Raw genomic sequence first — 23,734 nt, 5'->3', positions numbered from 1 at the left:
TCGCCACCGAGCCGGTCACAGCACGTCCATCGCGTCCTCGACCGGCATGTGCCCGTCGCGGACGGCCTCTAAGATCGTTCGGCGCTCCTCGGTCTCCGGGTCGGTCGCGGCCGCGTCGTCGCCGCCCTCGCCCTCGCCGACCTCCGCGAGCGTGACCTTCTCCGTCTCGCCGACGAACTCGGGGAAGTCGGTGCCGTCCGCGAGCGCTTTCTCCTTTTTGACGCGGTAGGAACCGGCGTCGGTGGTGTAGAGGTCGCCGGGGTGGAAGAAGAACCAGTCCTCGCGGTCGAACCGGACCGCGATCCGCGCCTTCGCGCCGAAGTTCCGCGCGAAGAAGAGCAGCGCCTCCACCTCCTCGCCGGTGAGGTAGATGGGGTCGCCCGCGCTCGACTTCGCCTCGATGGCGTAGAACGTCTCGCCGTCGCCCGCGAGCACGTCGGGGAGCTCCCGCTCCGTGGCGGAGCCGCTCGCCGGCGCGCGCATCACGGCGAACCCCGCCTCGTCCAAGGCGTTCACCAGCTCGCGCTCGCGGCGGTCCCCCTTCCGGTTAGCGGACACGGTCGTCGTCACCCGGTTCGGTCATGGGGGCCGTAGACGGGAGCCGGGCAAAAGCCCGGCGGGTCGCGGCCCCCGACTGCCCCGGTTCCGCGCGGCCGGCCGTCACCCTCGGAGCCGCCACCACAGCGACCGAATCTTGTAGCCGAGCGATCCCCGCTCGTACCCGTTCCAGCCGCTCATCCCGCCGGAGAGCGTCGCCGCCTCGTAGCCCGCGTCGTCGAGCACGCGAGTCGCGCGCTTGGCGACGATCCCCATCTTACAGACGGTGACGACCTCGCGGTCGTCGGGGACCTCGTCGAGCCGCCGGCGGAGCGCGGCGTCGTCGCCGCCGCGGAGTTCGTCGTACACCGGCACGTTCCGGCTCCCGTCGATCGCGCCGGCCTCGAAGTCCGCCTCGGGGCGGATGTCCAGCAGGAACGGCTCGTCGTCGGTGCCGAGGCGCTCGTCCAGTTCGGCCGGGCGGATGCGACTCATCGGCGGAGGGTCGGTCTCGCGGGGGAAATCCCTGCCGGGTGCGGCGCGTCGGTGGCGGCGATCACGCGTCCGTCGCCGGCCGTCACGCGTCCGTCGCCGGCCGTCACGCGTCCGTCGCCGGGCGTTCCCGCAGCCGCTCGGCGTGTTCGAGGACGACTCGCCCGAGCCGCTCGGTGCGGCGGCGGAGGTCGTCGTCGGTGATCCGCGGCCCGCCGTCTGAGGTGGCAGCGGCCGCGCCCGTCTCGACCTTCGACGAGGCGCCCTGGATACCGACCTCGTGGGGGACGGTCCACGCGTGGACGTTCCGGAACGTCGAGCGGAGGTGTTCGAGCGTGCCGCCGTAGGAGCCGCCGCCCGCTGTCGCGAGGAGGCCGACCGCGGTGTTCTCGTACTCGTCGGAGCCGCAGAAGTCGTGGAAGTTCTTGAACGTCGACGAGTAGGAGCCGCGGTAGACGGGCGTGCCCGCGAGGACGCCGTCGGCCTCGCGGACGCGGCGCTTCAGCGCCTCGCTGTCGCCCTGCGCGCCCTCGTCGGGGTGGTACAGCGGGAGGTCGACGGCGGCGAGGTCGATCAGGTCGGTCTCCGCGCCGGCGTCGGCCGCGGCGCCGAGCGCGACGCGGAGCGCGGCCCGGGTGGTGCTGTCCGCGCTCCGACTGCCGGAGACGGCGACGATTCGGGTCATAATCCGGGTTCGGGGGCGAGTAATAAAAACGGAGGCGATCGAAGCGGTCCGGGTACGAAGTTCTGATCGGCGGCGGTTCGTCAGCGGCGCTGGGGAGCGTTTCGTATTTTTAAATCCCAGTCGATTGTTTATAAGCGGGAGACCAGAGATCGACGGCGAACACCGCCAAAGCCCCAGCCGCTCGGCTATACGCTGACACCTCCTGATCGACGGCGACTACCTCCAAAGCCCCAGTCGGGAGGACGCCGTACGCTCGCTGCGCTCCTCACTCGGTCGCTCACTTCGTTCGCTTCCTCGTTGCGGTGCTTACGTCGCCTACGGCGTCCTCCCGACTGCCCCTTTGAGTCCCGCCCCGCGACCGCACAGCACCTCACACCTCCCCAGCCTCGTCGGCCTCCCTGTGGTCGGCCGACTCCCTCGCGCGTGCGATTCGCGCCCTTCGGGCGCTCACCGGCACGCGCCACCGCAGTTGATTTATAAACAGCCGCTATCGATTTGGCCGCGCAAGCCTCGCGAGCGACACCGGGCATTATTGTCCCCGCCGCCGACGTGGGCGACATGGATCAGATCTCCTTCGGCACGGACGGCTGGCGGGCGACGCTCGACACCTTCACCGACGAGCGCGTGCGGATCGTCGGACAGGCGGTCGCGGACCACCTCGACGCGGCGGGCCACGACGAACCGGTCGCCGTGGGGTACGACGCCCGCGAGACCTCGGAGGGGTTCGCAGAGAGCCTCGCCGAGGTGCTCGCCGGCAACGGCTTCGACGTACTCCTCCCCGAGCGCGACGCGCCGACGCCCGTCATCGCGTACGCCATCGTCGATCGCGGACTCGCCGGCGCGTGTATGGTCACGGCCTCGCACAACCCGCCCGAGTACAACGGCGTGAAGTTCATCCCGCACGACGGCGCGCCCGCACTCCCGGACGTCACCGAGGACGTCGTCGACCGCCTCGCGGAGCCGGACCTCCTGCCCGAGGCCGAGCGCGGCGAGATCGAACGCGTCGACCTCGTGAGCGACCACGCGGACGCCGCCCGCGACCTCGTGGGGCGCGTCGCCGCCCCCGGCACCGGCGACGCGCTCGACCTCTCCGGGCTCACGGTCGCGTACGACGCGATGCACGGGAGCGGGCGCGGCGTCACTGACGCGCTGCTGGAGTCGGCCGGCGCGGAGGTCGTCCGCCTGCGCTGCGAGCGCGACGTGACCTTCGGCGGCGACTCTCCCGAGCCGTCGGCCGAACACCTCGAAGCGCTCGCCGAGCGCGTCACGAACCCTGACAGCGACGTCGACCTCGGAATCGCGAACGACGGCGACGCCGATCGGATCGCGGTCGTCACGCCCGAGCGCGGCGTCCTCGACGCGAACCTCTTCTACGCCGCCTGCTACGACCGCCTCCTAGAGACCGACTCGGGGCCCGCGGTCCGCACCGTCTCGACGACGTTCCTCGTCGACCGCATCGCGGAGGCGCACGGCGAAGACGTGTACGAGACGCCGGTCGGCTTCAAGTGGGTCGCCGAGGCGATGGGCGAACACGACGCGCTGTTCGGCGGCGAGGAGTCGGGCGGGTTCACCCTCCGCGGCCACGTCCGCGAGAAGGACGGCGTGCTGATGGCGCTGCTCGCGGCCGCGACCCACGCCGCCGAGCCGTTCGACGCGCGCGTCGACCGCCTGCTCAACGAGCACGGGCGCATCGCGGCCGGGAAGGTGTCGCTCGACTGCCCCGACGACCGGAAGGAAGGCGTCCTCGACGAGCTCGAAGACCACATTCCGGAGTCCGTCTGCGGCTCCCCCGTCGCGAAGGTCGTCACCCTCGACGGGTTCAAGCTCCTATTGGAAAGCGGCTCGTGGCTGCTCGTCCGCCCCTCGGGCACCGAGCCGAAGCTCCGGGTGTACGCCGAGGCCGACTCCGAGGCCGCCGTCGACGACCTGCTCGCAGAGGGGCGCGAGCTCGTCGAGCCCCTGATCTGAGGGAGACGAACGACGGGCGGCGGCCGGTGAGGGACCCGCCCGCTCGCACGAGTTTCAGTTTCGCCTTGCGTTCGGCTCGTTTATTTATAAATTAACCTCGTATCATCGCGTACGGCCTATCGCGGCCGAGAGCCCACATGATCGACGAGCCACTGCCGGCGACCGAGCGCACCGACGCCGAACCGAAGCTGACCGAGTACACCGACGCCGAACCGAAGCTGACCGAGTGCGACGCGGCCGACCGCGAGGGACCGCCGAGCTACGACGGGACCGACCGCGACGCATCCGACCGGGGGCCTCGGGAGGAACCGGACCGAGCCACCGACCCGCCGCCCGACCGACCCGACGGTGACGCGGCCTGCGAACGCGACCGCGAACCGGACGGCGAGGGCGACGACTCGGTCGACCCCGACGCACGCGAATACCGGCTCGAACGGCTCCGACTGTGGCGGACCGTCGTCACGCTCGCGGTCGTCGTCGCCCGTCTCATCCGGTCGCTGTGAGCGGCCGGTCGCCGCTCCGATCGGGTGCCTTTTTAGGTGATACCGCCCAAGCTGAACGTATATGTTCAAGGCCATCGTGGGCGCGTCGACGTTTCAGGACGCGCTCGATTCGGTGAGCGTGTTGGTCGACGAGTGTAAGATCCGCCTGAACGAGGAGGAGCTCTCGATCCGGGCCGTCGACCCCGCCAACGTCGGCATGGTCGACCTCACGCTGGAGGCGGCCGCGTTCGAGTCGTACGACGCCGACGGCGGCGTCATCGGCGTCAACCTCGCCCGCTTGGAGGACATCGCCGGCATGGCCAACTCCGGCGACCTGATCCACCTCGAACTCGACGAGGAGACCCGCAAGCTCCACATCGAGATCGACGGCCTCTCGTACACCCTCGCGCTCATCGACCCCGACTCGATCCGCCAGGAGCCGGACATCCCGGACCTCGACCTCGCCTCCGAGATCGTCGTCGAGGGCGCCCAGCTCGACCGCGGGATCAAGGCCGCCGACATGGTCTCCGACCACATCCGCCTCCGCGTCGACGAGACCGACGAGGCGTTCTTCATCGAGGCCGAGGGCGACACCGACGACGTCAACCTCAAGCTCGACCGCGAGGACCTCATCGCGCTCACCGCCGGCCCCGCCGACTCGCTGTTCAGCCTCGACTACCTGAAGGACATGAACAAGGCGATCCCCTCCGACGCCGAGGTCACCGTCGAGCTCGGCGAGGAGTTCCCCGTCAAGCTCCACTACGGCTTCGCAGAGGGCCTTGGAAATGTGACATTTATGTTAGCCCCCCGAATTCAGAGCGACTGAAACGTCCGAATTCGCTGTTTTCGTAGGTGTCGACTATTTTATTTTTGCTCGCCTCACTCAGCTGCGACCACCGGAACCGACACCGTCACCCGCGTTCCGCGCGGCCCCCGGTCCGCGTACTCCACGTCGGCGCCGACCGCGGCGGCGCCCCACGCGACGACCCACAGCCCGAGCCCCGACCCGTGTTCGAGGGCGGTCTCGCGTCCGGACTCGACCGCCTCGACCTCGTGGTCCGGGATGCCAGGGCCGTCGTCCTCGACGGTGAGGACGTAGCGGGCGTCGCCGTCGGCGGCCGCACCGCCGTCGCCCCGGGCGCCCTCCCGGCGGAGCGACGCGCGCACCCACGTCCCGCCGTCCTCGCGCTCGACGCCCTCGCCGTCGTGGTGGTCGACGGCGTTCTCCACGGTGTTCTCGACGACCGCGCGGAGCGCGTCCGGCCTGACGCGCGTGGTCCAGTCGACCTCTCCGCCGCCGTCGGTCGCCGCCGCGTCCTCGACGTCGAGCTCGACCGTCGCCGCGTCGTCGCGCTCGCGGGCGTCCGAGACGATCGAGTCAACGAGCTCGCGGACGTCCGTCGGCTCGGGGTCGGTCTCGGCGAGCAGCCGCTCGACGGTGCCGGCCTTCTCGCCGAGCGCGGCCAACGCACCCGCGCGGCGCTCGACGGCGTCGGCCATCCGGACCAGCTCCGGGTCGTCGAGGCGGTCGCGGAGGATCTCACCGTAGCCGTGGACGACCCCGGCGTCATTTCGGAGGTTGTGGCGGAGGATTCGGTTGAGCACCTCCAACTGCTGGCGGCGGCGCTCGCGCTCGGTGACGTCGGAGAGGACGACGGTATAGCCGACGTGCGTCTCGTTTGGGTCGGTCAGCCGGGAGACGGACACCGCGTACGTGCGGCGGCCGGCGCCGTCGGCGGCGTCGATTTCGACCGTCTCGCGGGAAACGCTCTCGTCGGAGCCGGGATCAGCGGGGTCGCCGGAGTCGTCCCCGTCCGACGCCCCCGTCTCTCTCTCGTCGAGCCCGACCGGCAGGTCGAGGAAGTTGGCGAGCGGGCGGTCGCGGGCGGTCTCGGCGTCGACGCCGAGGATCGCCTCGGCGGCGGGGTTGAGCCGGACGACGCGGTGGTCCAGCCCGAGCGCGACGATGGGGTCCCGCAGGTCGTCGATGGCGGTGCGCTCGGCGGCGCGGCTGGTCGTCGGGTTCCGGTCGAACATCTCCGCCCGATTGAACGCGTACGCGTCGAGCAGGACGTGCGGGACGAACATGATCGGCGCGAGCTGGAGCTGGGGGACCGGGCCGAGCGCCAGCGCCCACGCGACCAAGGCGAACCCCGGCGGGATGGGGCTCAGCGCGACCGCGGCGCTCTCCCGGCGGTAGAGGGGCCCGTAGCTCAGGAGGGTGTCGACGAGGAGGAACACCGCACTGGCGACGAGGACGGTCTCCGCGGCGACGGTGAGGTACGCCCACGGCCCGAGCGCGTAGGAGACGGTCTCGACGCCGAAGACCGGGTCGCGTCCGAAGTCGGTCCAGAAGGCGCCGTGGAGGGAGTTCGTGACCAGCAGGAGCGTCGAGAGGAGGCCGAAGCCGACGATCGTCGCGAACAGGCGACCGCGGACGACGTCGCTCCGACCGGTGTACTCTAAGGCGAACCCCAGAAAGGCCACGCCGGTCCAGATGACGCCGAGCCACGTCGCCGTTTCGAGCAGGGCACGGAGGGCCGGGTCGGCCACGAGCAGCCCGGTCCCGTAGGCGAAACACCACGTCGCCTGCGCGGCGAACACCGCGAGGAACCAGTCGACTCCGGGGCGACCGCGGCGTTCGCGGATCGCCCACGCGAGCAGGACCGCGCCCGCGCCGCCCGCGAACGAACCGACGACCGGCCACGCGGGGACGGCGTCGAACATGTGTCGGTCCCGAAGGCGAGCCGCGAGGTAAAACTGTCGCGGGCGGCGGCGGCGTCCGCCCGCGCTCAGTCGGCCGCCCGGGCGAACGCGACCGCCACGGGCGCGAGCAGCAGCGCGCCGATCAGGAACGGCGACGCGACGGCGACCGTATACAGCACCGCCATCAGCGGCGGGCCGACAGTGCGCCCGAGGCTCGACGCGCCCTGCGTCACGCCGAAGGCGGCCCCCTGGTCGGCGTCGTCGGCCGACGCGGAGACGAGCGTCGCCAGCGAGACGTTGACGAGGGCGTTGCCGAGCGAGAGCGCCGCGAGCGCGGCGAGCAGCGCGACCAGCGGGAGCGTGAGCCAGCCCGGGCCGCCGAGAGCGACGCCGCCGGCGACGCGGTCGACGAGGCCGGTCGCAGGGATGGCCACGAGCGCGACGGCGAGGACGACTGACCCGGCGGCGACGAGCGTCCGCGAGGAGACGACCCGCGAGAGCCGCCCGACGAGGACGCCCTGATTGATCGCGCCGAGGACGCCGACGTAGGTGAGGAGGAACGCCGCGCTCGTCGCGTCGTAGCCGAACGCGTCCGCGACGTACGGGATGAACATCACCTGAACGCCCGCGAACGCGACCGCGACGACGAAGTACGCGACCGTCAGCGGCCGGAGCGACGCGGAGGCCAGCGCGTCGCGGAACTGCCCGATCGCGGTCGTCCGGCGGGGCGGCGGGCCCCCGTCCGCGTCCTCGGTCGGTCGCGTCCGAGTCGGCTCCTCCAAGAAGGCGAACCCGACGAGGACCGCGAGGAAGCTCATCCCCGCCGCCGCGAAGCTCGGCAGGGAGTAAGCGGTGGCCGGGACGAACGCCGGGAAGAGGGCGTCGGCGCGGGCGACGACGGCGTCGGCGGCGAGCAGGCCCCCGATCGCCGGCCCGAAGACGAACCCGAGCGCGAACGACGCGCCGACGAGGCCGAGCGCGCCCGCCCGTCGGTCGCGCGGCGTGATGTCGGCGACGTACGCCTGCGCGGCGGCGATGTTGCCCCCCATGGCGCCCGCGAGCGTGCGGGAGGCGAACAGCGTCGCCAGCGCCGTGACGGGGCCGAACCGTGCCCCTGCGGGCCCGGCGTAGCCGAACGTCACCCACGCGACGCCGGCGGTCGCGAGCGACGCGAGGAGGACCGGGCGGCGCCCGATCCGATCGGAAAGCCGGCCGAGCGTCGGCGCTGCGAGGAACTGCGCGAGCGAGTACGAGGCCGCGAGCAGCCCGATGAAGGCGTCGCTGACGCCGAAGGACCTGACGTAGAAGGGGAGGATGGGGATCACGATCCCGAAGCCGACCAGGTCGATGAACACGACGCCGATCACCACCGCGAGCGCCCGGCGCGGGTTGGCGACGGCCGGGGGTCGGTCAGCCCCTCTCTCGCCGTCGGAGGTATCGGCGTCCGCGGCGTCGGCGGCGCCGACCTCGTCGAGACCGTCCGCGCTCGACGCCGCACCGGCTTCCGGGTGTGTCACGGTAGTGAGAGGTCGCGCGGGGACTTAAGCGGGCGGCCGCGGCGAGTCACAGGTGCCGCTCGATGACGCGCTTCGCGGCCTGTCCCTTCTCCTTCCAGCCGTATCCCTCGTCGTACACGTGGCGCTTGGCGTCGACGAGCTCCTCGGGGGTCGACTCCTCGAAGCCGCCGCGGTCCCACGCGCCCGACTCGTGGAGCCATTCGATAACGTTCTCGCGGGTCTCGGGCCACGAGAGGCCGACCATCTCGTACCACGCCACCATCGCGAAGACGGCGTTGTCGTGGCAGCCGGGGACGGAGCCGTGCTCGTAGACGGTGCGCATCGGCTCGCGGGTGGGCTCGGAGACGCGCTCCTTGAACTCCGCGGCGGTGAGCAGGCGGAGGCGGTCGCCGTCCTCGATGACGCGCTGATCGCGCTGAAGCGCGCCGAGCGCCGCCTTGTGGAGCCCGCCCCAGTCCGCCGGAATCGCGTCCCGCAGCGCCGCCTCCGTGAGGCCGTCGGGCTCGGCGGAGAGCACCGACAGGAGGTCCGTGTACGCCTTCTCGACGGTCGGCCAGCTCACGCCCTCGAACTCGCAGTCGGCGTCGTGAAGGCTGTTCGTCGTCCGACAGCCGGGACACGGGTAGCGGAACGTCGGCACTGGATGGGTGTGAGCGGCCGCCGGAGTTAGGGTTTTCGCGACGGTTCGGCGGGAGCGACGCGCCGGAACCAGCACGGACGTTCGTGGGGTTCCGAAACGTTTACTCGCCGTCCGGTCGCGGATCAAGACGGTATGACAAAGGTCAGCGTTATCGGTGCGGCGGGGACCGTCGGAGCCGCGGCCGGCTACAACCTCGCGTTGCGCGACGTGGTCGACGAGCTCGTCTTCGTCGACATCCCGGACCAGCGCGAGACGACGATCGGGCAGGCGGCCGACGCGAACCACGGCGTCGCCTACGACTCGAACACGACCGTCCGGCAGGGGGAGTACGAGGACACCGCCGGCTCGGACGTCGTCGTGATCACGGCCGGAATCCCGCGCAAGGAGGGCCAGACCCGGATCGATCTGGCCGGCGACAACGCGCCGATCATGGAGGACATCGGCTCGTCGCTCGCCGAACACAACGACGACTTCGTCACCGTCACCACCTCCAACCCGGTCGACCTGCTCAACCGCCACCTCTACGAGGCGGGCGACCGCGACCGGCACAAGGTGGTCGGCTTCGGCGGCCGGCTCGACTCCGCGCGCTTCCGCTACGTCCTCTCCGAGCGGTTCGACGCGCCCGTGAAGAACGTTGAGGCGACGATCCTCGGCGAGCACGGCGACGCGCAGGCGCCCGTCTTCTCGAAGGTGCGCGTCGACGGCCGCGACCCGAGCTTCGACGCCGACGAGAAGGAGCAGATCCTCGCGGACCTTCAGGAGTCCGCGATGGATGTGATCAGCCGGAAGGGCGCCACGCAGTGGGGGCCCGCCACCGGCGTCGCGCACACCGTCGAGGCGATCCTCAACGACACCGGCGAGGTGCTCCCCTGCTCCGTCGTCCTTGACGGCGAGTACGGCTACGACGACACCGCGCTCGGCGTGCCCGCGAAGCTCGGGTCCGACGGCGTCGAGGAGGTCGTCGAGTGGGACCTCGACGAGTACGAGTCGGAGCTGCTCGACGAGGCCGCCGAGAAGCTCTCCGAGCAGTACGAGAAGATCGCGTAGGGCCGTTCGCGGGAATCGGTCGCCGCCACCCACCGGATTTTTACCGCTGCCGCGCGCTCCTCCGAGCATGAACCGCGCCGAGATCGACACCGACGACCTCCTGAAAGTCGTGTTGCTGCTCGTCATCGCGTGGCTTCTCCTGGAGATCGTGGGGGCCGTCCTCGAGGTCGCCTCCTGGCTGTTCGACGCCATTCCGACGCTGATCGGGGTCGCGCTCGTCGTCGTGATCGCCTTACACCTCACCGATCGGATCTGAGTCGAACGCCGACGTGTTCAGCCTCAACGTCCCGCTGCCGCCCGCGGTGGAGCGGCTCGCGGCCGATCTCCACCCGAAACTAACGGGCTTCGACCACGTGCGCGACCGGCGCACGCTCGTCTGTAAGCGGTTTGGCGTCGGAGACGTGCGGGACGAGGAGGGCGAGCGAGCAGACCGGGGAGACGCACCGCCCCGTGAGGAGGCCCTCGACCGCCTCCGCGAGCGGCTTCGCCGGCCGCTCGCCGGCGTCGACCCCTTCGAGGTCGCCGTGACCGGCGTCGACGTCTTCGACGCGCCGCGGTCGGGGTCGCGGCCGGTGGTGTATCTGGCCGTCGAGAGCGACAAACTGATTCGGCTCCATCGGCGGCTGTGTGCGTTGTTCGGCGCGGTCGAGGGGATCGAGGGCGACGAGTACGTGCCGCATATCACGCTGGCGAGAGGTGGGAATCCGGAGCCGGGCGTCGTCGCCGACCTCGTCGACGCCGAGTTCGAGCCGGTCCGGTGGCGGGTCCACGCGCTCGACGTGTGGGACCCGGAGTTCCGGGAGGTCGCGGCGAGCGTCGATTTATAAGTGATCGATTGCGGGGTGTCGGTGACTACCACCAAAGCCCCAGTCGCTCGCTAATAAATGGCCAACCACAGATCGACGGCGACCACCGCCAAAGCCCCAGTCGCGAGGACAGCACACGCTCGCTGCGCGCCTCGTCACTCGCTTCGCTCGTTCCTGCGGTGCTTACGTCGCCTGTGCTGTCCTCGCGACTGCCCCTTTGAGTCCCACCCACCGCACAGCGACCGCACCTCACACCTCCCCAGCCTCGTCAGCCGGCCTCCGCTTCGCTCCGGCCGGCTGACTCCCTCGCGCGTGCTCCTCGCGTCCTTCGGACGCTCGGAGGCACGCGCCGACCGGACAAGGGTACTGTATATAAATGAGCGACGGCCGCGACCGACTACGCGTCGTCGACCCCGTTTGGCTCCTCAACCGCGTGATGCGGCCCCACCGGCCCGTGCGTCGGGCAGACGCCGGCGATGGGCGTCGCGTTGAGACAGCAGGCGCGCTGTTCGCTCGCGACGAGGCCCCGCGAGAGGGGCTCGCCGCAGCGGGCGCAGTACGACTCCGCCTCGTCGCCGGCCATCCCTCAGCGCTCGCGGATCCGCATCGGCACCGGATGGTTCGGATGCATCGTCAGCGAGCCGCGCAGGGCGAGGCTCGGCCCCTCGTAGTCGAGGTCGAACCGCGAGCAGACCGTCGCGAGGATTATTTTTGCCTCCAGAAGCGAGAACGCCTTCCCGATACAGTGGCGCGGGCCGCCCCCGAACGGGAAGTAGGCGAACCGGGGGCGTTGACTCCGTCGCTCGGATGTCCAGCGGTCTGGGTCGAACGCCTCGGGGTCGTCGTACCAGCGCTCGGAGCGGTGGATCACCCACTGCGAGACCATCAGCGCCGACCCCTCGGGGATCCGGTACCCCCCAGTTTCACGTCGAGCTTCGGCTCGCGGAACAGCGTGTAGACGGGCGGGTAGAGGCGCATCGACTCGTTGAGCACGCGCTCAGTGTACTCCATGTCGCGGACCGCGTCCGCAGTCAGGGGGCTCCCGTCGGCAGTCGCGTCGTCCGCTGCGCGACTGCCATCGACCGCCGCATCGGCCTCGCCTGCGACCCGCTCGCGGGCCTCGGGGTGGTTCGAGAGGAGGTAGAACGCGTAGGTGAGCGCGAGCGCGGTGGTGTCGTGGCCGGCCAGCAGCATCGTCACCAGCTCGTCACGGAGGTTCTCGTCGGTCTGCTCGCCGCGGTCGCGGGCGCGGAGCAGGACGGATAGCAGGTCCATCGGGAGGTCGGCGTCGGGGTCGCCGGGCGGCCCGCGGACGCCGGTCCCGTCCGGGCCGGCTGGGTCGACGCTCGGGTCGCGCTCCGTGCCGCGCCGGCGCGCGACGATGTCATCGATCACCGATTCGAGCGTGTCGATCGCGGCGTCGAACTCGCGGTTTTCGCGGGTCGGCAGCCACTCCGGGATCAGGTACCGGCGGGGGTCCGGCTCGAACCGGGCGCCGAGCGGTTCGAGGTTCTCTTGGACCGTCTTCACCTCCTCGTCGGAGATGTCCGCGCCGAACATCGCCGTGACGATGATTTTGACCGTGAGCCGCGCCAACTCCAGCTGGAGGTCGACGACGTCGCCGTCCTCCCAGTCGGCGACGTGCGACTCGGCGTGGTCGGCCATCACGCCGGCGAGCGCGCCGATCCGCCGGTTGTGGAAGGCGGGATTCGCCAGCGTGCGCTGGCGCTTCCACGTGTCGCCCTCGCTCATCAGGAGGCCGTCGCCGAGCAGCGTGTCCATCGCGTCGTCGAACTGCGGCTTGCGGTAGCGGTCCGCGTCGGCGACGAGCACGCGCTCTACATCGGCAGGGTTCGTGAGCAGGTACGTCTCCCTCGGGCCGAGGTTCAGTCGCACCACGTCGCCGTAGCTGTCGGCGCAGGCGCGCAGGAAGCCGAACGGGTCGTCCGCGAACTGGCGACCGTTGCCGAACAGGGGGTCGCCCAGGGGTCCGGGCGGCGTAACGGACATACGATTTCTGGGGGTTGAGCGGGGTTAAACGTTCGGCGGGGAGCAAATCAGGAGCCGAAAACGGACGAGCGAAACGGACGAGCGAAAATCGACGGGACTCGGTGGGTGAGCGTCGCTACCGCGCGTCCAGCTGCTCGACGCGGGCGATCAGCTCGTCGACGGCCGCCTCCTGGTCGTCGGTGGCGTCGACGATGCGCTCGGTCGCGTCCTCGGTGCGGTCGGAGCGCTCCCGGACCGCCTCCAGCGAGGAGGTGAGCTCCTCGACGGTCGCGGCCTGGTCGTCGGTGGTCCGGGCGACCTCAGCGACGCCGGCGGCCGCCTCGTCGACGGCGTCGGCGATCTCTTCGAGCGAGTCGAGAACCGTCTCGATCTCGGTGCCCGCATCCTCGATGCGCTCGTGGGAGCGCTCGACGGCGGTGGTGGTCTCCGCGGACTGCGCCTGCAGCTTGTCGAGGCTCTCCGTGATCTCCTCGGTGTAGCCGCGGGTCTCGTCGGCGAGCTTCTTCACCTCCTCGGCGACGACCGCGAAGCCGTCGCCGCCCTCGCCGGCGCGGGCGGCCTCGATGTTGGCGTTGAGCGCGAGCAGGTTCGTCTGCTCGGCCACGTCGGAGATGACCTCGATGACCTCCTCGATGTCGTCCATGCGCTCGGAGAGCGCACCGACACTCTCGACGAGCTCGTCGCCGATCTCGACGACGTCCTCGGTCGCCTCGCGGGCGTCCTCGCTGGCGTCGAGCCCCTCGTCGGCGGCGTCGGCCGCCGCGACCGCGGCGGAGTCGACCTCGTCGGCCGTCGCGGCCACCTCCTCCATCCCCGCGGAGAAGGACTGCATCTCCGAGACGCTCTCTTCGAGGAGCTCGTTCTGCTCGTCGACGTTCTCGGCGATGTCGGCGGCCGCGGCGCTCGCCTCCTCGACCGTCTCGTCGAGGTCGCGCGCCTTCTCGTGGACGCCCGAGGAGAGCTGGTCTAAGTTCTCGGCCATCTGGTTGACGACGTCGATGACGCGGACCAGGTCGGCGCTGAGGTGATCGAACGAGTCGCGGCGGCTCGCGCGGGCGTCGAGGTCCCCCTCGCCGATCGCCTCCGCGGTCTCCCGAACCTCCGCGACCAGCTCGCCCGTGGCGTCGCGCTGGTTCACGTTCTCGGTCCGGTCGACGACGACCTCGGTCACGCCGACGAGCTCCCCGGTCTCCTCGTCGTACATCGCGGTCGCCGTGAACTCGATGTGGCGCTCGTCGCCGTGGCGGTCGACCATCGTGCTGGTGTCGCGGTAGCGGTTGCGGCCGGCCTCGCGACGCTCGACGCCGTGGACCTCATCGGCGGTGTCCGGCACGTCGAGCACCTTGTCGGCGAGCGTGTCGGCCCGTCGGCCGTCGGGGTAGAACAGCTCCGAGACGTGGTCGTGGCCGATCGCCTCCTCGCGCTCGACGCCGGTGAGCGACGCGATCGCCTCGTTCCACTCCGCGACGTTCCCCTCGCAGTCGAGGATGAAGGTCGGGACGCTGGTGGCGTTGAACACCTGCTGGAAGCCGGCGCCCGCGAGCGTCGCCGCGCGGTTCACGCCGTCGGCGTCGGTGAACGTGTGGTCGCCGGTCCGGTCGACGACGTCATTCGATGTCCCGTCGGCCGATCCGGCAGAATCGGGTCCGTTCTCGACGACGACGCCCCCGTCGGGGACCGACCGAGAGTCGGTCCCCCGTCCGAGTAGCCGCCGCAGACGCTCGCGAAGTCCCGTCATGTCTACGTCACCGTCTCCCAACCGGCATCATAAACCGTACGTTCCGGTATTCGAGTTTGATAATCGGAGAAGACCGGGCGGCGGCGGGGACGCCCCGCGGCGGCGAGTCGGGAGCGCCCGGCCCGCAGCGTTCAATGGCGTCCGGCGGCTACGGCGATCCGAGACCGATGGACGCCGACGCGGTGCGCGAGCGGGCCCGCGACCTCCCGACGGAGCCGGGGGTCTACCAGTTCCGCGCGGGCGAGACGACGCTGTACGTCGGGAAGGCGCTCGACCTCCGCGACCGAGTGCGGTCGTACGCGGACCCCCGCTCGGGCCGCATCCGCGGGATGGTCGAGCGCGCCGACCGGATCGAGTTCGCGGTCACCGACACGGAGACGCAGGCGCTCCTCTTAGAGGCGAACCTCATCAAACGGCTCCGGCCGCGGTACAACGTCCGGCTGAAGGACGACAAGTCGTACCCCTTGGTCGCCTTCTCAGACCACGAGGTGCCGCAGATCGAGGTGACCCGCGACCCCGAGGCGGGCGCGGTCGCGTACGGTCCGTTTACCGACGTGGGCCGCGTCGAGACCGTGGTGAAGGCGGTGCGGGAGGTGTACGGCCTCCGCGGCTGCTCGGACCACAAGTACGAGGGCCGCGACCGGCCCTGTCTCGACTACGAGATGGGCATCTGCTCGGCGCCGTGTACCGGCGAGATATCCCCCGAGGAGTACGCCGAGGACGTCGCCGCCGCGCGGCGCTTCTTCGAGGGGGAGACGGGCGCGCTCGCGGACCCGCTGCGGCGGCGGATGGAGGCCGCGGCCGAGGCGAACGAGTTCGAGCGCGCCGCGAACCTCCGCGACCGATTGGAGGCCGTGGAGGCGTTCCACGGCGAGGGCGGCGAGGCGGTCAGCGACCGGACCGACGACCGCACCGTCGACGTGCTGGCGGCCGCGGTGGAGGGCGACACCGCCCGCGTGGCCCGGCTCCACAGCGAGCGCGGCCAGCTGGTCGACCGGAGCCGGCACCGACTCGACGCGGCGGCGGTGGAGGACGCTGGCGGCGGGGACGCGGCAGCGAGCGGTGGGGACGAGGCGGACCCCGCCGACCCCGACGCCAACACCCCCGCGGCCGTCCTCGCGGCGTTCCTCGCGCAGTACTACGCCGAGCGGGAGTTCCCGGACGCGGTCCTCCTCGCCGAGCGGCCCGCCGACCCCGACGTGGTCGACTGGCTGGAGGGCGAGGGCGTCGCGGTCCGGGTCCCGGGCGCCGGCCGCGAGGCGAAGCTCGTCGAGCTCGCGCTGAAGAACGCCCGGAAACGCGGCGGGCGCGACGATCCCGTGGGCGCGCTCGGCGACCGGCTCGGAATCTCACGCCCCGAGCGGATCGAGGGGTTCGACGTGAGCCACGCGCAGGGGACCGCCGTGGTCGGCTCCGACGTCTGCTTCGTCGACGGGAGCGCGGAGACGGCCGACTACCGCCGGAAGAAGCTCACCGACCGCAACGACGACTACGCGAACATGCGCGAGCTGGTCCGGTGGCGCGCCGAGCGCGCGCTCGAGGACCGCGACGACCGGCCCGACCCGGACCTCCTCCTGATCGACGGCGGCGAGGGGCAGCTGGGCGCCGCCCGCGACGCCCTCGCGGAGACGGGCTGGGACGTCCCCGTCGTCGCCCTCGCGAAGGCCGAGGAGATGGTCGTCACCCCGACCGGCACCCGGCGGTGGGACGAGGACGCCCCCGAACTCCACCTGCTCCAGCGCGTGCGCGACGAGGCGCACCGCTTCGCCGTCTCCTACCACCAGACCGTCCGCGACGAGGTGGCGACCGTCCTCGACGACGTGCCCGGCGTCGGCCCCGAGACGCGCCGCCGCCTCCTCCGGCGGTTCGGCTCGGTCGAGAACGTCCGCGACGCCTCCCGCGACGACCTCACCGACGTCGACGGCGTCGGCGATGCGACCGCCGACACGCTTCGCGAACGCTTATAAAAGAACGAAGCGGTCGGCGCGTGCCTGCGAGCGGCCGCCATCGGCGGCCGCGAGACAGCACCGCGCGAGGGAGTCGGCCGACCGCAGGGAGGCCGACGAGGCTGGGGAGGCGTGAGGTGCTGTGCGGTCGCGGTCGGGTGGGACTCAAAGGGGCAGCCGGGCGGCGGGCGCAGGCGAAGTAAGCACCGCAACGAGGGAGCGAACGGAGTGAGCGACCGAGTGAGGAGCACAGCGAGCGTGCGCCCGCCGCCCGGCTGGGGCTTTGGAGGCGTTCGCTGCCGATCCGCGATCACTCGTTTCGGCTCGGTTAGGTCGGATAAATCGGACGCGTGCCCAAGTGAAACTCACAGACCGGTGCGAACTGGCCAGTTCCGGGGTCGACGCATCTTCCCCGTGAATGGCTTTTTATTCGCTCGAAAACAGACGGAGACGATGCCCTCCACTCGCCGTGGGTTCGCGTGCGTCGCCGCCGCCCTCGCCGTCGGGACGGCCGGTTGTACCGATCGGCTGAATACGGAGCGATTACGGACCGTACGCCTCGATCTGTCGAATCGGACGGAGGCGTCTCTCGCGTTTCACTTCGTGTTGGAATCGGAGGGAGACCTCGGCCGATGGCGGAAATTCGCCCTCGACGCGGACGAGCGCCGGCGGGTCAGTTTCCAGCCGAAGAGCGACAGGGAGTGGTCGGGATACCACGCCGTGGCGGGAGACAGGCGGGTGTCCGGCTCGCTTCTCGGTCAGGGGGACGAGCGGTCGTGTCTCCAACTCGACTACGAGATCACGGACGCCGAGATCAGGGCGATAATGTCGAGTGAGCAACCCTTGTGCCGCGACGAGTAGGCGCCCCCGTACCGAGTGGTCGGTGCGGGGGAGACAGCAACCGCCTCGGGGTTCGACGGGATCCCGTATTTATAAGCGACCGCGATCGATCCGTACCCGACCATGCGCGCGTTCTTCGCCGTCGACCTCCCGGACTCGCTCGCGCCGGCCGTCGCGGACGCGCAGGCCCCGTTCGCGGACGCGGCCGGCGTCAACCCGGTCGACCCCGAAAAGGCCCACGTGACGCTGAAGTTCCTCGGCGAGATCGGCGGACGCGACGACGAGACCGAACCGACGGTCGACGACGTGATCGCGGCCGGCGAGCGCGCGGTCGACCGCGCCGCCGTCGGCCCGTTTAAATGTACCATCGCCGACCTCGGCGTCTTCCCGAACCGCGAGTACATCTCCGTCGCCTGGGCCGGGGTCGACAGCGGGACCGAGGAACTCACCGCGCTCCACGAGGCGCTCGAAGCGGAGACGACCGCGCTCGGCGTCGACCCGGAAGAGCACGAGTTCACCCCGCACGTCACGCTGGCCCGGGTCGAGAACGGGACCGGCGCCGAGGCGGTCCGCGGCGCGCTCGACGCCGACGACCCCGAAATCGGGAGCTTCGCGGTCGACGAGATCCGACTGATGAGATCGACGCTGACCGAGTCGGGGCCCGAGTACGACGTCGTCCGGGGGTTCGACCTCGGGTGAGGCGCTCCGACACGCGTCTCCGGTGAGATTCTCACCGCTGATAGCCGCGGGCGTACGTTTAACGTACCGGATCGGAGAGGGGTTCACAGATGGACGACGGGCCGCGATCGGAGGGCGCTACGGGATCGGCGGGGAGCGGCGGCGCCGGGCGGAGCGGCCGTCCGACCGACGGTGGCCCCCCGGCGGTGGCGCGGCTCGACCGGCGGTTCGACGCGTCGACGCGGCGCGAGGCGGCCGAGGCGCTCGGCAACCCCTCCAGTTCGATGAGCGCCGCCGCCGAGCGGGTCGTCGAGGGGCTGTTCGAGACCGCGCTCGGCGATCCCGACGAGGCCGTCCGCGCGGCGGCGATCGAGTCGCTGTACTTCCACGGCGACGACCACGTCGACCGGTTAGCGCGGCGGATCGCCGAGCGACGGGCCGCCGAAGGCGACTCCCGGGCGGCGGGACGCGGCGTCGCCGAGACGTTCTCGCGCTGGCTGGAACACGACCGGGCCGCGTATCGGATGCTCGGCGCGACCGGGCTGTCGGCCGTCGGCGACGAGGGCGCCGCCGGCCGGCTCCGCGAGGCGTTCGACGACGACGACGCGCGGGTCCGCGCTCGGGCCGTCAGGGGATACGCGCGGGTCGGCGGCGAGGCGGTCGAAGCCGTCCGACCGCTGGTGAACGCGCCGAACGAACTCGTGCGCGGCGCCGCGCTCGACGCGCTCGTCGCGATTGACAGCGCCGACGCGGTCGAACTGCTCGCGCTCGCGGCGCGGCGCGGGAACGAGCGGCTCCGCCTCGCCGCCGTCGACCGACTGGGAGCGCTCGACCGACGGGACGCGACCGGGGTACTGATCGGGTCGCTACGGGACCCCGCCGAGGCGGTCCGCCGGGCGGCCGCGAGGTCCGTCGCCGCGGTGGTCGCCGAGGCAGACGCGGTCCCCGCGGGCGACGTTCGCGACCGCCTCCTCGCCGAGCGACCCTTCGAGGCCGACGGCCCGCTCGCGGCGTTCCGGGCGGTCGCCGCGGAGCGAACCGCGGCCGACCGGGCCGCGGAGAGCAGGGACGCCGCCGGGTCGCGGGAAGGCGTGACCTCCGGATCGCGGGAGCGCGTCGACGCGAAGACCAAGCGGTACGCGGCGTGGCTGTACTGTGAGCTCCTCGAGGCCGCGGACCCGACCGCCGCCGACCGGTCGGCGGCCGTCAAATGGCTGATCGACGCGCTCGACCACCGCGACCGGCTAGTCGCGGACCTCGCCGCCGCGTACCTGCCGCGGATCGTCTCGGCGGACGCGACCGAGGAGGACCCCTCAGAGGGCGCGACCGAGTCCCCGCTCGGCGTCGACGTCGAGCGGAACCTGCGGGCGCTCGCGAGCGACGAGGCCGCCGCCGAGGCGGCGCGGGAGCGCGCCAGAGCGGTGCTGCGGCGGTTCAAGCGGGCCGTCGTCGAGGCGGCCGCGGACCGCCACGTGGAGTACGTGTACGTCCGCTGGCCCGCGGACTACACCGAGAGCTACAACGAGTGACCGATCGACGAGACGGCTGGGGACCGGGCGTCCGCAGACGCGGACGCGCTAGCGACGGAATCCGCGTCGACCGCCTGGGCGCCGCGAAACCCGAGCCTACGGCCGGCGAACGAACCGGCCGTCGTCGACCGCGACCGTCAGGTCGATGGTCTCGTCGAGGAAGTTCAGGACGGTGGCGACGTTCCGGTCCGCGTCGGCGTCGACGTACAGCTGTAACACGCCCCCCGCGTCCCCGAGGCGCGCGGCGAGCATGCGGACGAACGCCACCGCGCGTTCGACGTCGAAGGCGGCGACGATCTGGTGGAAGACGCTCACCTCCAGCGAGACGCGCTCGCCGGGCTCGTGGTTGGCGTCGAGGATCCGCGAGACCGTCTCGCCGACCTCGTCGGGGGAGAGGCGCGGGTCGAGCTCGACGATCTCGGCGTTGCGTCCCTCGAAGTCGACGTCGGGCGTCGCCTCGAAGTCGTACTCGCCGGTCGAGACGATAACCGTCCGCCGGGGCCACGCGTCGAGAGCCCCGTCGAGCGCGCGCACTAACCGCTCCGGGGTGGGAGTCACGGCCACCGCCAGCCCCGCGGCGCCGTGGAAGTGCGTCCGGAGCGGGTCGGCCTCGTCGCCGGCCGCCGGTGCGTCGACGCGAACGACGCCGTCCCAGCCCACCAGGTCCGCCACGTGCGTCCCGCCGGCGATCCGGTCGACCACGTGCTCGTGGAGGTGCGTCTTGAACTCGGCGACGGCGCCGTCGGTGTCGTAGGCGGTCTTCGCGGTGGCGCAGTACGGACAGTCCCAGCTCACGCGGAAGTCCGACTTCGAGAGGGCGTCCGAGTGGTGGGCGAGCAGGTGCGACCCCGTCACGTCGGCCATCTCCGAGCGGTCCCGCGTCCACGCGACGAACCCGCACCGGTCACACGCCCAGCGGCTCACCATGGTCGAGAACGTACCTCACGAGACCCGTCGGAAGCACATGTATGTTGTGTTATGTGTGGCCGGCCGCCGCGCGCGGCTGGCCCGGCGGGCGCGACGGGCGCGACGACGGCGGTCACGCGGAATCGACCGACCCGTCGCCCACCCCCGACGCGAACCCGTTCTCGTCGGCGTGTTCCACGCGTACCCGAGTGACCCGCGTCGCGGTCGCGCCGGTGACGGCGAGCGTGACGTCGCCGACCGCGACGCGGTCGCCCTCGGACGGCAGCCGCCCGAGCTGTCGAGTTATCAGGCCCGCGACGGTCTCGGCGCCCGCGTCCGCTGGCAGCGCGAGCCCGAGCGTCTCGTTGAGGTGGGCGACCGTCGTCCAGCCGCGGACCACGGCGGCGTCGGGCGCGACCACGTCGACGGCGTCCGTCTCCCACCGACCGACCAGCTCACCGACGACCTCCTCGAAGAGGTCCTCTAAGGTCGCGATCCCGACGACTGCGCCGTGTTCGTCGACGACGATCACCATTCGGGCCTCGCTCGTGCGCATCTCCGCGAACAGCTCGTCGAGCGGCTTCGTCTCGGGGACGAACGTCGGCTCGCTGAGCGCGCTCGCGAGGTCGGCGCCCGCCTCGTTCGCACGGATGGCGTCGCGGACGTCGAGGATGCCGACCACGTCGTCGCGGTTCTCGCCGTAGACGGGCATCCGGGTGACGCCCTCGCTCGCGGCCCGCGAGAGCGCGTCCGCCGGCGTCGCCGTCCGCGGGAGCGCGACCACGTCGGTCCGGGGGACCATCACCGCGTCGACGGTCGTGGTCTCCAAGTCGAGGACGCCGCGGATCATCGCCCCCTCGTCGGGGTCGAGCGCGCCCGCGGCCTCGCCCGACCGCACGAGCGTCGCGATTTCCTCGCGGGTGAGGTACGACTCGATCGCGGACTCGCCCCCCGTGAAGCGGTTGACGACCCCGGAGAGCGCCTCGAACACGTACAGGACGGGGCGGAGGACGCGCTGGATCGCGACGACGATCCGTGAGACGCGGAGCGCGTGCTTCTCGGCGTTCGCGACCGCGTACGACTTCGGCGCGATCTCGCCGAAGACGATGACGAAGAGCGACGTGACGAGCGTCGACCCCGTGGCCGCCTCGCCGCCGGAGAAGCCGAACCGGACGAACACCGCGGTCGCGACCGACGCCGCGGCGATGTTGGCGACGTTGTTGCTCACCAGCGCCGTGACGAGGAAGCGGTGCGAGTCGTCGCGCAGCGCCGACAGCGCCCGGGCGCCAGGGACGTCGGTCGCGACGAGCGAGTCGATCCGGTGGGTCGGCACGGAGAACACCGCGAGTTCCGAACTGGAGAAGAAGGCGCTCACCGCGGTCAGCGCGAGGATGGCGCCGACGCCGACGAACGCGATCGTGAGGTCCATACTGTCACATGCGGCCGGGTATAAAAGGGAGTACCGACGTGGTGATACCCACGAACGCGCATTCTCCACCGGAAACGGAGGGGTCGATACCCACGAGCGCGGATCCGTCCGGGCGGCAAAACGGCGCGATTCGGAAAGCGTTAACCCCGCGCCGCGGGTGCGTTTCGGCATGAAGGTACTCGTGACCGACCCCATCGCGGACGCGGGGTTGGACCGACTCAGAGACGCCGGCCACGAGGTCGTCACCGACTACGAGAGCGAGGGGGACGACCTGCTCGACGCCGTCGCCGACGCGAACGCGCTGATCGTGCGGTCTGGGACCGACGTGAACGAGGCCGTCTTCGAGGCCGCGAGCGACCTCGTCATCGTCGGCCGCGCCGGCATCGGCGTCGACAACATCGACATCGAGGCCGCCACCGACCACGGCGTCATCGTCGCGAACGCCCCCGAGGGGAACGTCCGCGCCGCCGCCGAGCACACCGTCGCGATGACGTTCGCCGTCGCGCGCTCGATCCCGCAAGCCCACGGGCGCCTCGTCGGCGGCGAGTGGGCGAAAGGCGAGTTCCTCGGCACCGAGGTGAACAACAAGACGCTCACCATCGTCGGCCTCGGCCGCGTCGGCCAGGAGGTCGCCAAGCGCCTCGACTCGCTCGGGATGGACCTCGTCGTCTACGACCCGTACATCTCCGAGGAGCGCGCCGACCGGATGGGCGCCGAGCTCGTCGAGGACCTCCACGACGCGCTCGCGGCCGGCGACTTCGCGACGATCCACACCCCGCTCCTCCCCGAGACCGAGGGGATGATCGGGGAGGCCGAGCTGGCCCAGTTAGAGGGCGGCTACCTGATCAACTGCGCCCGCGGCGGCATCGTCGACGAGGACGCGCTCGCCGAGGCGGTCGACGACGGCGTCCTCGCGGGCGCCGCGCTCGACTCCTTCGCCGAGGAGCCGCTGCCCCAGGACTCGCCGCTGCTCGACGTCGAGGAGATCGTCGTGACCCCCCACCTCGGCGCCTCGACGGAGGCCGCCCAGGAGAACGTCGCGGTCGACACCGCGGAGGCCGTCCTCGCGGCGTTCGACGACGAGCCCGTCCTGACCGCGCTCAACGCGCCCTCCGTCGACGAGAGCGCATTCCCGCGGATCGAACCGTACATCAACGTGGCCGAGACCGCCGGAAAGGTGGCCGCACAGCTGCTCGACGGCCGGATCACCGAGGTGGAGGCCACCTACGAGGGCGACATCGCCGCGGAGGACGTCGATCTCGTCACCGCGAGCGCGCTGAAGGGCGTCTTCGAGCCCTTAGAGTGGCAGGTGAACGCGGTGAACGCGCCGCGGCTCGCCGAGGAGCGCGGCATCGAGGTGACCGAGTCGAAGACGCGCCAGACCGACGACTTCCAGAGCCTCGTCCGCGTCACCGTGCGCAACGGCGACGACGAGATCGCGGTCGAGGGGACGCTGTTCGCGGGCGAGGACGCCCGCATCGTCCGGATCGACGGATTCCGCGTCGACGCGGTTCCGTACGGCCACATGCTCGTCGCGCGCAACACCGACGAGCCGGGCGTCATCGGGCTCATCGGCACCGTCCTCGGCGACCACGACGTCAACATCGCCGGGATGTTCAACGGCCGCGAGACGCAGGGCGGGGAGGCGCTCACCGTCTACAACCTCGACTCGGCCGTTCCCGACGCCGCGATCGAGGAGCTGCTCGCAGACGACCGCGTGGTGGAGATCACCGAGATCACGCTGGACGGCGCCGACGAGCGCGCCGACGAGTAACGCG

General features: G+C 71.4%; 21 protein-coding genes and 1 pseudogene. 11 read left to right on the top strand and 11 right to left on the bottom strand.

Annotated features, from left to right (window positions below; all coding sequences use genetic code 11):
- Positions 1–15: 15 nt before the first annotated feature.
- The 3 genes from hjc to J7656_RS01605 all read right to left on the bottom strand — a co-directional run bounded on the left by hjc (position 16) and on the right by J7656_RS01605 (position 1,714).
- A complete protein-coding gene (hjc, locus tag J7656_RS01615; RefSeq protein WP_017343571.1) occupies positions 16–570 on the bottom strand; it encodes a Holliday junction resolvase Hjc in 555 nt (184 codons plus the stop codon).
- A 90-nt stretch (positions 571–660) separates the two neighbouring features.
- Positions 661–1,032, bottom strand: coding sequence for a rhodanese-like domain-containing protein (locus J7656_RS01610; RefSeq protein WP_017343570.1), 372 nt, complete (start codon positions 1,030–1,032; stop codon positions 661–663).
- Between the two features lie 103 nt (positions 1,033–1,135).
- On the bottom strand, positions 1,136–1,714 hold the full coding sequence (locus J7656_RS01605) for an NADPH-dependent FMN reductase (RefSeq protein WP_211553873.1): 579 nt from the start codon (positions 1,712–1,714) through the stop codon (positions 1,136–1,138).
- A 558-nt stretch (positions 1,715–2,272) separates the two neighbouring features.
- On the opposite strand from J7656_RS01605, the gene J7656_RS01600 reads away from it, so the two are divergent.
- The 3 genes from J7656_RS01600 (at position 2,273) to J7656_RS01590 (ending at position 4,990) form a co-directional block, all read left to right on the top strand.
- Positions 2,273–3,682 carry a phosphoglucomutase/phosphomannomutase family protein gene (locus tag J7656_RS01600; RefSeq protein ID WP_017343568.1) on the top strand — a complete coding sequence of 470 codons (1,410 nt, stop codon included), beginning with the start codon at positions 2,273–2,275 and terminating at the stop codon, positions 3,680–3,682.
- A gap of 137 nt (positions 3,683–3,819) precedes the next feature.
- Positions 3,820–4,185, top strand: coding sequence for a hypothetical protein (locus tag J7656_RS01595; protein WP_017343567.1), 366 nt, complete (start codon positions 3,820–3,822; stop codon positions 4,183–4,185).
- Between the two features lie 61 nt (positions 4,186–4,246).
- Positions 4,247–4,990 (top strand): DNA polymerase sliding clamp, encoded by a 744-nt coding sequence (locus J7656_RS01590; protein WP_004599283.1) that lies wholly within the window; start codon positions 4,247–4,249, stop codon positions 4,988–4,990.
- 53 nt (positions 4,991–5,043) lie between these two features.
- Here J7656_RS01590 and J7656_RS01585 read toward each other — a convergent pair whose 3' ends face one another.
- The 3 genes from J7656_RS01585 to J7656_RS01575 all read right to left on the bottom strand — a co-directional run bounded on the left by J7656_RS01585 (position 5,044) and on the right by J7656_RS01575 (position 9,027).
- A complete protein-coding gene (locus J7656_RS01585; protein ID WP_017343566.1) occupies positions 5,044–6,891 on the bottom strand; it encodes a histidine kinase N-terminal 7TM domain-containing protein in 1,848 nt (615 codons plus the stop codon).
- A gap of 65 nt (positions 6,892–6,956) precedes the next feature.
- Positions 6,957–8,387 (bottom strand): MFS transporter, encoded by a 1,431-nt coding sequence (locus J7656_RS01580; RefSeq protein WP_044965945.1) that lies wholly within the window; start codon positions 8,385–8,387, stop codon positions 6,957–6,959.
- Positions 8,388–8,433: 46 nt separating this feature from the next.
- Positions 8,434–9,027, bottom strand: a complete 594-nt coding sequence (locus J7656_RS01575; RefSeq protein ID WP_017343564.1) for a DUF7474 family protein — start codon at positions 9,025–9,027, stop codon at positions 8,434–8,436.
- Positions 9,028–9,159: 132 nt separating this feature from the next.
- On the opposite strand from J7656_RS01575, the gene mdh reads away from it, so the two are divergent.
- The 3 genes from mdh to J7656_RS01560 all read left to right on the top strand — a co-directional run bounded on the left by mdh (position 9,160) and on the right by J7656_RS01560 (position 10,901).
- On the top strand, positions 9,160–10,074 hold the full coding sequence (gene mdh / locus J7656_RS01570; RefSeq protein ID WP_017343563.1) for a malate dehydrogenase: 915 nt from the start codon (positions 9,160–9,162) through the stop codon (positions 10,072–10,074).
- Positions 10,075–10,141: 67 nt separating this feature from the next.
- A complete protein-coding gene (locus J7656_RS01565; RefSeq protein ID WP_017343562.1) occupies positions 10,142–10,330 on the top strand; it encodes a DUF7554 family protein in 189 nt (62 codons plus the stop codon).
- A 13-nt stretch (positions 10,331–10,343) separates the two neighbouring features.
- Positions 10,344–10,901 carry a 2'-5' RNA ligase family protein gene (locus J7656_RS01560; protein WP_211553872.1) on the top strand — a complete coding sequence of 186 codons (558 nt, stop codon included), beginning with the start codon at positions 10,344–10,346 and terminating at the stop codon, positions 10,899–10,901.
- A gap of 376 nt (positions 10,902–11,277) precedes the next feature.
- On the opposite strand, the gene J7656_RS01555 is transcribed toward J7656_RS01560, so the two are convergent.
- From J7656_RS01555 to J7656_RS01545, 3 genes and pseudogenes are all read right to left on the bottom strand, one after another.
- Positions 11,278–11,463 carry a hypothetical protein gene (locus J7656_RS01555; protein ID WP_017343560.1) on the bottom strand — a complete coding sequence of 62 codons (186 nt, stop codon included), beginning with the start codon at positions 11,461–11,463 and terminating at the stop codon, positions 11,278–11,280.
- Positions 11,464–11,466: 3 nt separating this feature from the next.
- Positions 11,467–12,890 (bottom strand): annotated as a pseudogene (locus J7656_RS01550) (cytochrome P450).
- A 115-nt stretch (positions 12,891–13,005) separates the two neighbouring features.
- Complete coding sequence (locus tag J7656_RS01545) at positions 13,006–14,628, bottom strand: methyl-accepting chemotaxis protein (protein WP_211553870.1); 1,623 nt, start codon at positions 14,626–14,628, stop codon at positions 13,006–13,008.
- Between the two features lie 167 nt (positions 14,629–14,795).
- On the opposite strand from J7656_RS01545, the gene J7656_RS01540 reads away from it, so the two are divergent.
- The 4 genes from J7656_RS01540 (at position 14,796) to J7656_RS01525 (ending at position 19,621) form a co-directional block, all read left to right on the top strand.
- On the top strand, positions 14,796–16,595 hold the full coding sequence (locus J7656_RS01540; protein WP_211554542.1) for an excinuclease ABC subunit C: 1,800 nt from the start codon (positions 14,796–14,798) through the stop codon (positions 16,593–16,595).
- 432 nt (positions 16,596–17,027) lie between these two features.
- The gene (locus J7656_RS01535) at positions 17,028–17,435 is read left to right on the top strand and encodes a hypothetical protein (RefSeq protein WP_211553868.1); all 408 of its coding nucleotides are present in this window, start codon (positions 17,028–17,030) and stop codon (positions 17,433–17,435) included.
- Positions 17,436–17,537: 102 nt separating this feature from the next.
- Positions 17,538–18,113: an RNA 2',3'-cyclic phosphodiesterase gene (gene thpR, locus J7656_RS01530; RefSeq protein WP_211553866.1), complete on the top strand. Its 576-nt coding sequence runs from the start codon at positions 17,538–17,540 to the stop codon at positions 18,111–18,113.
- Positions 18,114–18,202: 89 nt separating this feature from the next.
- A complete protein-coding gene (locus J7656_RS01525; RefSeq protein WP_211553864.1) occupies positions 18,203–19,621 on the top strand; it encodes a HEAT repeat domain-containing protein in 1,419 nt (472 codons plus the stop codon).
- Between the two features lie 96 nt (positions 19,622–19,717).
- On the opposite strand, the gene J7656_RS01520 is transcribed toward J7656_RS01525, so the two are convergent.
- Together J7656_RS01520 and J7656_RS01515 are read right to left on the bottom strand one after the other, a co-directional pair.
- Positions 19,718–20,548 carry a DUF7504 family protein gene (locus J7656_RS01520; protein WP_017343553.1) on the bottom strand — a complete coding sequence of 277 codons (831 nt, stop codon included), beginning with the start codon at positions 20,546–20,548 and terminating at the stop codon, positions 19,718–19,720.
- 112 nt (positions 20,549–20,660) lie between these two features.
- Positions 20,661–21,956 (bottom strand): hemolysin family protein, encoded by a 1,296-nt coding sequence (locus J7656_RS01515; protein WP_017343552.1) that lies wholly within the window; start codon positions 21,954–21,956, stop codon positions 20,661–20,663.
- A 169-nt stretch (positions 21,957–22,125) separates the two neighbouring features.
- Here J7656_RS01515 and serA point away from each other — a divergent pair, with 169 nt between their 5' ends.
- Positions 22,126–23,730, top strand: coding sequence for a phosphoglycerate dehydrogenase (gene serA, locus J7656_RS01510; protein ID WP_211553862.1), 1,605 nt, complete (start codon positions 22,126–22,128; stop codon positions 23,728–23,730).
- Positions 23,731–23,734 lie beyond the last annotated feature (4 nt).

Origin of the sequence: Halorubrum ruber, from assembly GCF_018228765.1 — an archaeon.
GTDB lineage: Archaea > Halobacteriota > Halobacteria > Halobacteriales > Haloferacaceae > Halorubrum > Halorubrum ruber.
This window is presented reverse-complemented; position numbering and strand designations above follow the sequence as displayed.